General features: G+C 73.4%; 2 protein-coding genes. Both read left to right on the forward strand.

Annotation, left to right across the window (positions count from 1 at the left end; genetic code table 11):
* The first annotated feature begins 69 nt into the window (after positions 1 to 69).
* On the forward strand, positions 70 to 14,337 hold the full coding sequence (locus AOK22_RS17465) for a non-ribosomal peptide synthetase (RefSeq protein ID WP_079036637.1): 14,268 nt from the start codon (positions 70 to 72) through the stop codon (positions 14,335 to 14,337).
* Positions 14,334 to 15,397, forward strand: a 1,064-nt coding sequence (locus AOK22_RS17470; RefSeq protein WP_244164843.1) for a condensation domain-containing protein, incomplete at its 3' end; no start/stop codon positions are given. The genes AOK22_RS17465 and AOK22_RS17470, both read left to right, overlap by 4 nt.

The following is a 15,397-nucleotide window of genomic DNA, read 5'->3' on the forward strand; positions in this document are numbered from 1 at the left end:
TCCTGATGCGTTTCTGCCCGAGTGGAGTCGAGGAATCAGCCGACGCGGAACGCTCGGCTAGGGGGAAAGATGACCGGCAATGCTGCTCGCGCTCTGCCCTTGTTCGATTCCCAGGAAGGAATCTGGCTGGCACAGCGAGTGGAAGGCTCCCGTCGGCAGTACAGCGTCGGACAGTACGTGGAAATAGCGGGGCCTCTCGACGAGCGGACAATGGAACGCGCGCTCCGGCACGTGGTCGCCGAAACGGAAATACTGCGCGTGAGTTTCGCGGAGACGTACGCGAGCGACGCGGCGGATGCGACGGGTGGCACGGGGGCGGCGCAGATCGTGGCCCCCGAACCCCCGGAAGGGGACCTCCTCCACGTCGTGGACCTCGCAGCCGACGCCGACGTACGAGGCGCGGCCGAGTCATGGCTACGGGTGATGCCGGACCAGGATGCCTCCGCGTACGTCCTCTTCCGCCTGGCCCCCGACCGCCACGTCTGGCTGCAGAGCCACGACCACCTCCTGATGGACGTCTTCGGGTGCTCGCTCGTGGCGCGCCGCGTCGCGCACGTCTATACGGCGATGCGGCGCGGACAGGAGCCCGAGGCGCCGACGCACGCCACGCTCGCCGCGCTCCTGGACCAGGAGGCCGCCTACCGCGACTCGGAGCGGCACGAGGCCGACCGCCGCCACTGGCACGACCGCTTCGCCGACCGCCCGGAGCTGATCGGCATCCCCGGCCACGCCTCGCCGTCGCCTGATCGCGCGTCCGAGGCCCTGCGGGAGTCGGGGCACCTCCCGCCGTCCGCCGTCGCCGCGCTGCGTGCCGCGGCCACGCGGGCCGGGGTGAGCTGGCCCCGGCTCGTCGTCGCCGCCGTCGCGGCCTTCCTGGGCCGGACGGCCGGAACGGCCGAGGCCGTCCTGAGCCTCCCGGTCGCAGGCCGCACCACCGACGAGGCACGACGCACCCCCTGCACCATGGCGAACATGCTGCCCCTGCGGCTGCCCGCGACCGCCGGAGCGAGCCTGCTGGAGCTGGCCCGGGAGGCGGGACGCGAGATCGGCGGTCTCCTCGACCACCAGGGGTTCCGCGGCGAACGGCTGCGCCGCGAACTCAACTGGCCGACGGGCGAGCGCTGGCACTTCGGCCCCTACGTCAACGTCATGCCGATGGCCGGCGAGACCCTGTGGTTCGGCGAGCACAAGGGCATCGTCCGCGACCTGTCGAGCCGGCGCGTCGAGGAGTTCGGCGTGCTGGTGAGCGGCTGGTCCGAGGACGCGGGCGGCGAGGGCATGGAGATCGCCTTCGAGGCGAACCCCGCTCGCTACGGCCGCGACTGGCTCCGGGCGACCCACCGTTCCTTCCTGACGTTCCTGGCAGGGGCCGTGGAGGATCCGTCGGTGCCGGTGGGACGGATCGATGTCCTGGCGGCGGACGAGCGGTCGCGGGTGGTGGAGGAGTGGAACGCGACGGCTGACGGTCCGGTGCCGGTGGGTTCGGTCGTCGAGCGCTTCGAGGAGTGGGCGCGTCGGGCGCCGGGTGCGGTGGCGGTGCGCTGCGGGAACGACGCCGTCTCGTACGTGGAGTTGGAGGCGCGGGCGAATCGGCTCGCCCGCCACCTGAAGTCCCTGGGGATCGGTCGTGAGGCGCGGGTGGGCCTGTGCCTGCCGCGCGGGATCGACGTGGTCGTGGGCGAGCTGGCGGTGTGGAAGGCGGGCGGCGCGTTCGTGCCGCTCGACCCGGAGTACCCGGCGGACCGCCTCGGGTACGTGCTCGCCGACAGCGGCGCGGACGTGGTCCTCGGCACCGGTGGGTCGCTGGACGGGGTGCCGGTGGGTGCGGCGGGTGTGGTGGTGCTGGACGACGCGGAGACGGTGGCGGCGCTGGGGGCCGAGTCCGCCGAACCGCTGGGCACGACCACCCTGCCGGGCCAACTCGCTTACGTGATCTACACCTCTGGGTCGACGGGCCGCCCCAAGGGGGTGGCCGTGGCCCACGGTGGTGTGGCGAACCTGGCGGAGGTGATGAGGCCCGCCCTCGGGGTCGCCGAGGGGGTGACCGTGTTGCAGTTCGCGTCGTTCAGCTTCGACGCGGCGGTGCTGGACGTGGCGGCCACCTTGTCCGCCGGCGGGACGCTGGCGATCGCGTCGAGCGAGGAGCGGTCCGAGCCCGCCGCGCTGGCGAGGATGATCGAGACGGCAGATGTGAGTACGGCGAGTGTGGTGCCGTCCTTGCTGGGTGTGCTGGATCCGGCGGCTGTGCCGGGTGTGGAGAACTGGGTTCTGGGTGCGGAGTTGTTGACCGCTGACCTGGCGAGTCGCTGGACCGCGCGGGCGCGGGTGTGGAACACGTATGGGCCGACGGAGGCGACGGTGATGGCGACCGTCGGCCCGGTGGACGCCGGGATCGACTCGCTGGACCAGCCGCCGCCGATCGGGCGCCCGCTCGGGAACGTGCAGGTGTACGTCCTGGACGCGTCCCTGCGACCCGTGCCGGCGGGAGCGACGGGTGAGGTGTACGTCGCGGGTCCTGGTGTGGCGCGGGGGTATGTGGGGCGGCCGGATCTGACGGCCGAGCGGTTCGTGGCGTGCCCGTTCGGCGACGGTGGCCGCATGTACCGGACGGGTGACCTGGGGTGCTGGACGAACGACGGGCAGTTGCTGTTCGCGGGGCGGGCCGACGACCAGGTGAAGATACGCGGATTCCGGGTCGAACTCGGTGAGGTCGAGGCGGCGTTGGCCGCGTGTGCCGGGGTGCGGCAGGCGGCGGTCGTGGTGCGGGAGGACCGGCCGGGGGACCGGCGCCTGGTCGGCTACGTCGTCCCCGACGGCGAGCAGCACCCGGACCCTCAGCGGATACGTGACCAAGTCTCCGCCCGCTTACCGGAGTTCATGGTACCGGCGGCCGTCGTGACGCTCGACGCGCTGCCGTTGACGGTGAACGGCAAGGTGGACCGGTCCGCCCTGCCCGCGCCCGACCTCGCGGGAGCGGGGCCCGGACGGGGACCCGCGACTCCGCTGGAGGAGGTGCTCTGCGGCCTCTTCGCGGAGGTCCTGGGCCTGGGGCGGATCAGCACGGATCTGTCCTTCTTCGCCCTGGGCGGGGACTCGCTGCTGGGCATGCGGCTGATCGCGCGGGTGCGGGCGGTGCTGGACGTGGAGGTCGGCATCGCCGAGCTGTTCGGTGCGCCCACGGTGGCCGGACTGGCGCGGCTGATCGATGAGGCGTCGGGGAGCGGCGCGGAGGGCCGGGCGACGCTGGCGGTGCGGGAGCGGCCGGACGTGGTGCCGTTGTCGTTCGCGCAGCAGCGGATGTGGTTCCTGAACCGGATGGAGGAATCGGTACCGGGTGCCGCGGCGGCGTACAACCTGCCGCTGGCGCTGCGTATCTCGGGTGCGCTGGACGTGTCCGCCTTGGAAGCGGCACTCGGTGACGTGGCGGATCGGCACGAGAGCCTGCGCACGGTCTTCCCGGACGTGGGCGGTGTGCCGTGCCAGCAGGTGCTGAGCGGAGACGCCGGGCGCCCGCGTCTTCGGACCGAGGGGTGCGACGAACGGCGCGTCGACGCGGTGCTGGCGGAGCATGCCGCTGCCGGATTCGACCTGCGTACCGAAGTGCCGTGGCGTGCGTGCCTGTTGACGGTGGGGCCGCAGGAGTACGTGCTGTCCGTCGTGGCGCATCACGTCGCGGTCGACGGGTGGTCGATGGGTGTGCTGGCGCGTGACCTGGGGGTGGCGTACGCGGCCCGCTGCGAGGGCCGTGAGCCCGAGTGGCCGCCGCTGCCGGTCCAGTACGCGGACTACGCGCTGTGGCAGCGGCAGGTGCTCGGCGAACTGGACGACCCGGCCAGCGTGATCAGCGGCCAACTGGCTTACTGGCGGGACGCCTTGGAGGGCCTCCCGCAGGAGCTGAACCTGCCCGTGGACCGGGCGCGGCCGGTGGTCCCCTCCTTCGAGGGCCGTCGCGCGCGGATCGAGACCGGCGCGGACACCCATGCCCGGCTTGTCGAGATCGCGGGGCGGGGTCGGGCGACGATGTTCATGGTCGTGCACGCCGCCGTGGGAGTGCTGCTCGCGCGGATGGGTGCGGGCGAGGACATCCCGCTCGGCACACCCGTCGCGGGGCGTGGCGACGCGGCCCAGGAGGACCTGGCGGGCTTCTTCGTGAACACGTTGGTCCTGCGGACCGATCTGAGCGGCGACCCCAGCTTCGCGGAGCTGCTGGAGCGCGTCCGGGCCACGGACCTGGATGCGTACGCCCATCAGGACGTCCCCTTCGAGCGCCTGGTCGACGAGGTCAATCCGTCACGGTCGGTGTCCCGGAACCCCTTGTTCCAGGTGATGTTGGCCCTGGAGAACGTGCCCGACCCCGAGTGGAAGCTGCGGGGAACGCGGGTGCGTTCGGCGTCCATGGTCGCGCCGGCCGCCCGCTTCGACCTCGCGGTGACGCTCACCGAGCGGCGTGACGAGCGCGGCGCCCCGGCCGGGCTCGCGGGCGACGTCCTGTTCGCGACGGACCTGTTCGACGAGGACACGGGCCGGGCGCTGGCCGAGCGGCTGGTACGGCTGCTTGAGCAGGTCGCCGCGGAGCCGGGGATCCGGCTGAGCGACATCGACGTCCTCGCGGCGGACGAGCGGTCGCGGGTGGTGGAGAGGTGGAACGCGACGGCCGATGGTCCGGTGCCGGTGGGTTCGGTCGTCGACCGCTTCGAGGAGTGGGCGCGTCGGGCGCCGGGTGCGGTGGCGCTGCGGTGCGGTGATGTCGACGTGTCGTACGGGGAGTTGGAGGAGCGGGCGAACCGTCTTGCCCGGCACCTGCGCAGCCTGGGGGTCGGTCGTGAGGCGCGGGTGGGCCTGTGCCTGCCGCGCGGGATCGACATGGTCATCGGTGAGCTGGCGGTGTGGAAGGCGGGCGGCGCGTTCGTGCCGCTGGATCCGGAGTACCCCGCGGACCGCCTCGGATATGTGATCGCGGACAGCGGCGCGGACGTGGTGCTCGGCTCGGGTGGTATGCCCGCGGAGGTGGCCACGGCGGCGCGGACCGTCCCGCTCGACGCGGTGGGGACGGTGGCGGCGCTGGCGTCGCAGTCCCCCGAGCCGCTGGGCGTGCGTCTCCTGCCGGATCAACTGGCTTACGTGATCTACACGTCCGGCTCGACGGGCCGCCCCAAGGGTGTGGCCGTGGCGCACAGGGGCGTGGTGAACCTGGCCGAGGCGATGCGGCCCGCCCTGGGTCTCGGCACGGGCGTGGTGATGCTGCAGTTCGCGTCGTTCAGCTTCGACGCGGCGGTGCTGGACGTGGCGGCCACCTTGTCCGCCGGCGGGACGCTGGCGATCGCGTCGAGCGAGGAGCGGTCCGAGCCCGCCGCGCTGGCGAGGATGATCGAGACGGCAGATGTGAGTACGGCGAGTGTGGTGCCGTCCTTGCTGGGTGTGCTGGATCCGGCGGCTGTGCCCGGTGTGGAGAACTGGGTTCTGGGCGCGGAGTTGTTGACCGCTGACCTGGCGAGTCGCTGGACCGCGCGGGCGCGGGTGTGGAACACGTATGGGCCGACGGAGGCGACGGTGATGGCGACCGTCGGCCCGGTGGACGCCGGGATCGACTCGCTGGACCAGCCGCCGCCGATCGGCAGCCCGCTGAGCAACGTATGCACCTACGTCCTGGACGCGTTCCTGCGTCCGGTGGCGCCGGGTGTGGCCGGTGAGGTCTACATTGCCGGGCCTGGTGTGGCGCGGGGGTATGTGGGGCGGCCGGATCTGACGGCGGAGCGGTTCGTGGCGTGCCCGTTCGGTGTGGGCGGGCGCATGTACCGGACGGGCGACCTGGCGCGCTGGTCGAAGGACGGGCAGTTGCTGTTCGCCGGGCGGGTCGACGACCAGGTGAAGATACGCGGATTCCGGGTCGAACTGGGCGAGGTCGAGGCGGCGTTGGCCGCGTGTGCCGGGGTGCGGCAGGCGGCGGTCGTGGTGCGGGAGGACCGGCCTGGGGACCGGCGCCTGGTCGGGTATGTCGTGCTGGAGGTAGCGGCCGGGAGCGTGGACGTATCGACGATCCGCGTGCAGCTGGCCCGGGTGCTGCCGGAGTTCATGGTCCCGGCGGCCGTCGTGACGCTCGACGCGCTGCCGTTGACGGTGAACGGCAAGGTGGACCGGGGAGCGCTGCCCGCGCCGGAGTTCGCCTTCGAGGCATCCGGGCGGGAGCCGCGTACGCAGGTAGAGGAGATGCTGTGCGGGCTGTTCGCCGAGGTGCTCGGGCTTGAGTGGGTCGGGGCGGAGGACGGGTTCTTCGACCTGGGCGGCGACTCGCTGCTGGCGATGCGGCTCATCTCCCGTGTGCGGGCGGTGCTGGACGTGGAGGTCGGCATCGCCGAGCTGTTCGGCGCGCCGACCGTGGCCGGGCTGGCACAGCTGATCGACGAGGCGGGGAGCGGTACCGAGGACCGGGTCGCGTTGCGGGTGTGGCAGCGGCCGGACGTGGTGCCGCTGTCGTTCGCGCAGCAGCGGATGTGGTTCCTGAACCGGATGGAGGAATCGGTACCGGGTGCCGCGGCGGCGTACAACCTGCCGCTGGCACTGCGTATCTCGGGTGAGCTGGACGCGTCCGCCTTGGAAGCGGCACTCGGTGACGTGGCGGACCGGCACGAGAGCCTGCGCACGGTCTTCCCGGACGTGGGCGGTGTGCCGTGCCAGCAGGTGCTGGACGGAGAGGCGGGGCGCCCACGCCTGCGGACCGTCGAGGCGGCTGAGCGGCAGCTGGACGGACTGCTGGCGGAACACGAAGGCCTCGGTTTCGACCTCCGGGCGGATGTGCCCTGGCGGGCCTGGCTGCTGGTCATCGACCCAGGCGAGTACGTGCTCTCGATGGTGGCGCATCACGTCGCGGTCGACGGCTGGTCGATGGGTGTGCTGGCGCGTGACCTGGAGGTGGCGTACGCGGCCCGCTGCGACGGCCGTGAGCCCGAGTGGTCCCCGCTGCCGGTCCAGTACGCGGACTACGCGCTGTGGCAGCGGCAGGTGCTCGGCGAACTGGGCGACCCGGCCAGCGTGATCAGCGGCCAACTGGCCTACTGGCGGGACGCCTTGGAGGGCCTCCCGCAGGAGCTGGCCCTGCCCGTGGACCGTACGCGGCCCGCGGTGCCGTCGTTCAAGGGGCGTCTGGTGCCGGTGGCGGCGGACGCGGACACGCATGCGCGTCTCGTCGAGATCGCGGGGCGTGGCCGGGCGACGATGTTCATGGTCGTGCACGCGGCGGTCGGTGTGCTGTTGGCGCGGATGGGTGCGGGTGAGGACATCCCGCTGGGCACACCCGTCGCGGGGCGTGGTGACGCGGCCCTGGAGGACCTGGCAGGGTTCTTCGTCAACACGCTGGTCCTGCGGACCGATCTGAGCGGCGACCCCACCTTCGCGGAGCTGCTGGAGCGCGTCCGGGCCACGGACCTGGACGCGTACGCGCACCAGGACGTCCCCTTCGAGCGCCTGGTCGACGAGCTGAACCCGGCCCGATCCGTGTCCCGTACGCCCCTGTTCCAGGTGATGCTGGCCCTCCAGAACGTCCCCGACCCGGAGTGGAACCTGGCGGGCACGCAGGTGCGCTCGCTGCCGATGGTCGCTCCGGCGGCACGTTTCGACCTGGCGGTGACGCTGACCGAGCGGCGTGACGGGCGCGGGGCCCCGGCGGGAGTGGACGGCGACGTCCTCTTCGCCGCGGACCTGTTCGACGAGGGCACCGCCCAGATGCTGGCACGGCGCCTGGTGCGTGTCCTGGAGCAGATCGCCGCCGATCCGCAGATACGGCTCAGTGACGTCGACGTCCTGACGGCCGACGAGCGCGCGCAGGTGGTGGAGCGCTGGAACGATACGGCGGTCGCTGGTCCGGACGCGCTGGTGCCGGAGCTCGTCGAGGAGCGGGCGCGTCGGGCGCCGGGTGCGGTGGCGCTGCGGTGCGGTGATGTCGACGTGTCGTACGGGGAGTTGGAGGAGCGGGCGAACCGTCTTGCCCGGCACCTGCGCAGCCTGGGGGTCGGTCGTGAGGCGCGCGTGGGCCTGTGCCTGCCGCGCGGGATCGACATGGTCATCGGTGAGCTGGCGGTGTGGAAGGCCGGCGGCGCGTTCGTCCCTCTCGACCCCGAGTACCCGGCCGACCGGCTCGCGTACATGGTGGCCGACAGCGGCGCGCAGGTGGTCCTGGGCGCCTCCGTCACCCTGGCCCAGGTGTCGGTCGGCGCGCGGACCGTGCTGCTGGACGCGGTGGGGACGGTGGCGGCGCTGGCGTCGCAGTCGGCCGTGTCACCGCGTACCCGCACGCTGCCGGACCAACTGGCGTACGTGATCTACACGTCCGGTTCGACGGGCCGTCCCAAGGGGGTGGCCGTGGCCCACGGCGGCGTGGCGAACCTGGCGGAGGTCATGCGGCCCGCCCTTGGGGTCGCCGAGGGGGTGACCGTACTGCAGTTCGCGTCGTTCAGCTTCGACGCGGCCGTCCTGGACGTGGCCGTCACCCTCGCCGCCGGCGGCACCCTGGCCATCGCGTCCGGTCAGGAGCGCGCCGAACCCGCCGCGCTGGCGCGGATGATCGACGCGGCCGGGGTGAGCACGGCGAGCGTGGTGCCCTCGCTGCTGGGTGTGCTGGACCCGGCGGCCGTGCCGGGCGTGCACAACTGGGTGCTCGGCGCGGAACTCCTCACCGCCGACCTCGCCGCCCGCTGGACCCCGCGGGCGCGGGTGTGGAACACGTACGGCCCGACCGAGGCGACCGTCATGGCCACCGTCGGGCCGATCGACCCCGGCATCGGGTCGGGCGACGAGCCGCCGCCGATCGGGCGCCCGCTCGGGAACGTGAGGATGTACGTCCTGGACGCGTTCCTGCGTCCGGTGGCGCCGGGTGTGGCCGGTGAGGTCTATATCGCCGGGCCTGGTGTGGCGCGGGGGTATGTGGGGCGGCCGGATCTGACGGCGGAGCGGTTCGTGGCATGCCCGTTCGGCGACGGTGGCCGCATGTACAGGACCGGGGACCTGGCCCGGTGGACGGGTGACGGGCAGGTGCTGTTCGCGGGGCGGGCCGACGACCAGGTGAAGATCCGTGGGTTCCGGGTCGAACTGGGCGAGGTCGAGGCGGCGTTGGCCGCGTGTGCCGGGGTGCGGCAGGCGGCGGTCGTGGTGCGGGAGGACCGGCCTGGGGACCGGCGCCTGGTCGGGTATGCCGTGATGGAGGCAGAGGCCGAGGGTGCGGACGCATCGACGATCCGCGCGCAGCTGGCCCGGGTGCTGCCGGAGTTCATGGTCCCGGCGGCCGTGCTCGTCCTCGACGACCTGCCCCTCACCGTGAACGGAAAACTGGACCGGGCGGCCCTGCCCGCACCTGACTTCACCCTCAGGACATCCGGGCGGGAGCCGCGTACGCAGGTCGAGGAGATGCTGTGCGGGCTGTTCGCCGAGGTGCTCGGGCTTGAGTGGGTCGGGGCCGAGGACGGGTTCTTCGACCTGGGCGGCGACTCGCTGCTGGCGATGCGCCTGCTCTCGCGCGTCCGGGCGGTGCTGGACGTGGAGGTCGGCATCGCCGAGCTGTTCGGCGCGCCGACCGTGGCCGGGCTGGCACAGCTGATCGACGAGGCGGGCATCGGCACCGAGAACCGGGTCGCGTTGCGGGTGTGGGAGCGGCCCGATGTGGTGCCGCTGTCGTTCGCGCAGCAGCGCATGTGGTTCCTGAACCGCATGGACGAGTCCGTCCCGGGCGCGGCCGCCGCGTACAACATGCCGCTGGCCCTCCGTATCTCCGGGGTGCTGGACGTGGCCGCCCTGGAGGCGGCACTCGGTGACGTGGCGGACCGGCACGAGAGCCTGCGCACGGTCTTCCCCGACATCGACGGCGTCCCGCATCAGCTGGTGCTGCACGGCAGGGCGGGCCGCCCGCCCCTGACCATCGTGCAGACGGACGAGGCGCAGGTGGCGGAGGCCCTCCTCGAGGGGCTGAGCGGCGGCTTCGACCTGCGGGTGGACGTGCCCTGGCGCGTCTGGCTGCTGGTGACCGCTCCCGGGGAGTTCGTGCTGTCCGTCGTGGCGCACCACGTGGCCGTCGACGGGTGGTCGATGGGGGTGCTGGCACGGGATCTGGAGGTGGCGTACGCGGCCCGTTGCGAGGGCCGGTCGCCCGGCTGGGGTCCGCTGCCGGTCCAGTACGCGGACTACGCGCTGTGGCAGCGCACGGTGCTCGGCGAACTGGACGACCCCGCCAGCCTCGTCAGCGGGCAACTCGCCTACTGGCGCGACGCGTTGCACGGCATTCCGCAGGAACTCGCCCTGCCCGTGGACCGGGCGCGGCCCGTCGTCCCCACCTTCGAGGGGCGTCTGGTGCCGGTGGCGACGGACGCGGAGACGCATGCGCGTCTCGTCGAGCTCGCGGGGCGTGGCCGGGCGACGATGTTCATGGTCGTGCACGCCGCCGTGGGAGTGCTGCTCGCGCGGCTGGGCGCGGGCGAGGACATCCCGCTGGGCACACCCGTCGCCGGGCGCGGTGACGCCGCCCTCGAAGAGCTGGCCGGCTTCTTCGTCAACACGCTTGTCCTGCGGACCGACCTGAGCGGCGACCCCACCTTCGCCGAGCTGCTGGAGCGCGTCCGTACGACGGACCTCGCCGCCTACGCACACCAGGACGTCCCCTTCGAGCGCCTCGTCGAGGAGCTGAACCCCTCGCGGTCGCTCTCCCGCACCCCCTTGTTCCAGGTGATGCTGGCCCTCCAGAACGTGCCCGAGGCCGCTTGGGACCTGCCCGGCGTGCGGGTCAGCCCCGCGCCGCTGCCGTCCCGGCTCGCGGCCCGGTTCGACCTGGCCGTGTCCATGGTCGAGCGGCGCGACGCGCTCGGCGCCCCGGCCGGTCTCGACGGCGAGATCCTCTACGCCGCGGACCTGTTCGACGAGGACACCGCCCACATGCTCGGGCGGCGGCTGGCGCGCGTCCTGGAGCAGATCGCCGCGGATCCGCGGATCCGGCTGAGCGACGTCGACGTCCTGACGGCCGACGAGCGCGCGCAGGTGGTCGAGCGGTGGAACGACTCCGCGGTCCCGGTCGAGCCCTCCTCCGTCGTCGACCTCTTCGAACGGCAGGCTGCCCGCACCCCGCACGCCGTGGCGGTCGAGGCCGGAGCGCACGGGGAACACGCCCTCACATACGGCGAGCTGGAGCAGGAGGCCTCACGGCTCGCGCGGTATCTGATCGACGCGGGCGTGGGGCCGGAGTGCCGGGTCGCGGTCGTCGTGGAGCGGTCCGTGGCGCTGGTCGTGGCGCTCGTCGCCGTCGCCATGGCCGGCGGTGTGTTCGTGCCGGTGGACCCGGAGTACCCGGCGGACCGGGTGGCCCATCTGCTGGAGGACTCCGATCCGGCGGTGGTGCTCCGCACCGCGGGGACCGTCCCCACGGACTCCGCGCGACAGACGGCGGGTGGCGCGCGCCGGACCGTCGTGCTGGACGACCCGGCGACGGCCCGCGACGTGGCGACGTACGCGTCCGGCCCCCTCGGCCCCACGGAGCGCACGGCGCCCCTCGCGCCGGGCAACGCCGCGTACGTGATCTACACCTCCGGCTCGACCGGCACCCCGAAGGGCGTCGCCGTGCCCCACCACGGGCTGCGCAACGTCGTCGAGGACAACCTCCGGCGGTACGGACTCGACGAGGACAGCCGCGTCCTGCAACTCGTCTCGCCGAGCTTCGACGTCTCCATGGCGGACATGTGGCCCACCCTGTGCGCGGGCGCGCGGCTCGTCCTCGCGCCCGCGAAACTCGACGCGTCCGGCGACGAGCTGAGCCGGCTGATGCGGGCGCGGCGCGTCACCCACCTGGCGACGACCCCGACCCATCTGCTGCAGATGGACGCCGACGACGTACCCGACCTGCGCCTGCTGATCATCGGCGGCGAGCCCATGCCGCCCGAGGCGCGCCGCCGCTGGCAGCGGGGCCGGGCCATGTTCAACCAGTACGGCGTCACCGAGGCGTCGATCATCTCCACCGTCAGCGCGATCCGGCGCGAGAGCGACGGCGCGACACCGATCGGCGGCCCGATCGCCAATACCCGTGTGTACGCGCTGGACACGGCCCTGCGGCCGGTGCCCGTCGGGGTCCCGGGCGAGCTGTACGTCGCCGGGGCCGGGCTCGCGCGCGGCTATCTGGGCCGGGCGGCGCTCTCGGCGGAGCGGTTCGTCGCCAGCCCGTTCGGCGCGGGCGAGCGGATGTACCGGACCGGCGACGTCGTGCGGTGGACCAGCGAGGGCGAACTGGTCTTCGCGGGCCGCGCCGACCACCAGATGAAGGTCCGCGGCCACCGGATCGAGCCCGGCGAGGTCGAGAGCGCCCTCGCGGGCTGCCCCGGCGTGCGCGAGGCCGTCGTGCTGGTGCGCGAGGACCGGCCGGGCGAGCACCGCCTGATCGGCTACGTGGCCGCCGACCCGGAGACACTGGACGGGCGGACGGTGCGCGCGCACGCCGCCGGAGTGCTGCCCGAGCACATGGTGCCGACGGCGGTCCTGGTCCTGGCCGCGCTGCCGCTGACCGCCAACGGCAAACTCGACCGGGCCGCCCTGCCCGCCCCCGACTACGCCGAGCGGGTCTCGGGCCGGGCGCCGCGCACGGAGACCGAACGCATCCTGTGCGACCTGTTCGCCGAGATGCTCGGCCTGGAACGGGTCGGCGCCGACGACGGCTTCTTCGAGCTGGGCGGCGACTCGATCAGCTCCATGCAGCTGGTCTCACGGGCGCGCCGCGCGGGACTGGTCATGACGCCGCGGCACGTGTTCGAGGAGAAGACGCCCGAGCGCCTCGCGACCGTCGTCGAGGCCGCGGGGGCGGCGGAACACGCCGCCGTCACGGACGTCGGCGTGGGCCGGGTGCCCTGGACGCCGGTGATGCGGGCGTTCGGCGAGCGGGCCACGGGCGCGCGCTTCGCCCAGTGGATGACCGTCGGCGCCCCCGCCGGACTCGGCCTCGACGTCCTCGCGGCCGGACTCGGCGCGCTGCTCGACACCCACGACATGCTGCGGGCGCGGACCGTCCCGGGGGAGCCGGAACTCGTCGTCGGCGAGCGGGGATCGCAGGACGCCGGGTCCCAGGTCGTCCGCGTGGACGCACACGCCGTGGCCGCCGACGCCGCCGCGCTCGACGAGATCGCGGGACGCGCGGCGGACGAGGCGGCGCGGCGGCTCGACCCGGCGTCCGGCGTCATGACCCGGGCGGTCTGGGTGGACGCGGGCCCCGGACACACCGGCCGGATCGTCCTGGTGGTGCACCACTTGGTGGTCGACGGGGTGTCCTGGCGCGTACTGCTCCCGGACCTCCAGGCGGCGTGCGAGGCGGCGGCGGCCGGCCGCGAGCCGGTGCTCGACCCGGTCGGCACGTCGTTCCGGCGCTGGGCGCACCTGCTCGCCGGACAGGCCCGCGACGAGAGCCGGATCGCCGAACTCGACGACTGGACGGAGCTCCTCGGTCGGCAGCATTCACCGCTGGGCAAGCGGGCGTTGGACCCCGCCGTGGACACGGCCGATACACTGCTCCGCCGCTCGTGGACACTGCCCCCCGAGCAGGCGGCCACCCTCGTGAGCCGCACCCCGGGAGCCTTCCACTGCGGCGTGCGCGAGGTGCTGCTCGCCACCCTGGCGGGCGCCGTCGCGAGCTGGCGGCCGCACACCGCCGACGGGCTCCTCGTCGAGGTCGAGGGCCACGGCCGCGAACCGCTGGAGGGCGTGGACCTGTCCCGCACCGTCGGATGGTTCACCGCCGTGCACCCGGTCCGGCTCGCGGTGACCGGCGCCGACCTGGACGACGCTATGGCGGGCGGCCCGGCGGCGGGTACGTTGGTGAAGGCCGTCAAGGAGCAGGTCCGGGCCGTGCCCGGCGACGGCCTCGGCCATGAACTGCTGCGCCGGCTGAACGCCGAGACCGGCCCGGTCCTCGCGGCCGCACCGGCCGCGCAGATCGGCTTCAACTACCTCGGCCGGTTCGCCGCCGGCACGGCCGCGGGCACCGTCGAGGACTGGCAGCTCGCGGGCGCGGCGGCGGTCGGCGGCTCCACCGAACCGGACCTGCCGGCGATGCACGTGGTGGAAGGGCTCGCGGTGGTCCGGGACACCCCGGACGGCCCCGAGCTGACCGTCACCCTGAGCTGGCCGCGACACCTCCTGGACGAGGCGGACGTGGTGCGCCTCGGCCGGGCCTGGGTGCGGATGCTCGACGGCCTCGCCGCGCACACCGACGAACCCGCCGCAGGCGGCCACACCCCGTCCGACTTCCATCTCCTCGACCTCGAACAGGACGAGGTCGACCAGTTCGAAGCGCTGGCAGCCAAGCTAGAGGAGGGCCTGTCCCGGTGAAGTCAACAACCTCCGCCCACGACGCGACCCGACCGGCCGCGGGCCGCGGCCCGGCCCGGGGATCGGCCCTGGCCGGAGTGTGGCCGCTGTCGCCGCTCCAGGAAGGCCTGCTGTTCCACGCCGACTTCGACGACCACGGACCCGACGTCTACGCCGTCCAGTTCACCCTGGACATCGAAGGGCCCGTGGACGCCGGCCGGCTGCGGACGTCATGGGATGCGCTGCTCGACCGGCACGCCGCGCTGCGCGCCAGCTTCCACCGCAGGAAGTCCGGCGAGGCCGTCCAGCTCATCACCCGGAACGTCACCGTGCCCTGGCGCGAGGCCGACCTCCGCGGACACACCGAACCCGAACGCACCGCTCAGGCGGCCGAGTTGGCCGAGCGCGAGCGGGCGGAACGACTCGACCTCGCGGTCCCGCCGCTGCTGCGCCTCCTCCTGATCCGCCTCGGCGCACGCCGGTACCGCCTCGTCGTCACCTCGCACCACCTCCTGATGGACGGCTGGTCGATGCCGGTCCTCCTCAACGAACTCTCCGAGGTGTACGCGGCGGGCGGCGACTCCTCCGTCCTCAAGAGGTCCGCCTCGTACGGGGACTACCTGCTGTGGCTCGGCCGTCAGGACAAGGACGCGGCGCGCGCGGCATGGCGGGCCGAGCTGGCCGGAGCCGACGAACCGACGCTGATGGCGCCGACGGCGTCGTCCGGCACCCCGGTGCTCCCGGACGAGACCGTGGTGCGGCTCCCCGAGCGGACCACCAGGGACCTGGTGACACTGGCCCGTGCCCATGGACTGACGGTGAACACCGTCGTGCAGGGTGCCTGGGCGCTGGTCCTCGCGCGGCTCGCCGGACGGACCGACGTGGTGTTCGGCGCGACCGTCGCGGGCCGGCCCGCCGAACTGCCCGGCGTGGAGGCGATGGTGGGGCTCCTCATCAACACCCTGCCGGTACGGGTGCGCCTGGACGGCGGACAGCCGGTCGTCGACATGCTCGCGCGGCTCCAGGAACGCCAGTCCGCGCTGATCGCCCATCAGCACCTCGGCCTCTCCGAGATCCAGCG

The sequence above is a fragment of the Streptomyces silaceus genome, assembly GCF_001419745.1.
Classification (GTDB): domain Bacteria; phylum Actinomycetota; class Actinomycetes; order Streptomycetales; family Streptomycetaceae; genus Streptomyces; species Streptomyces silaceus.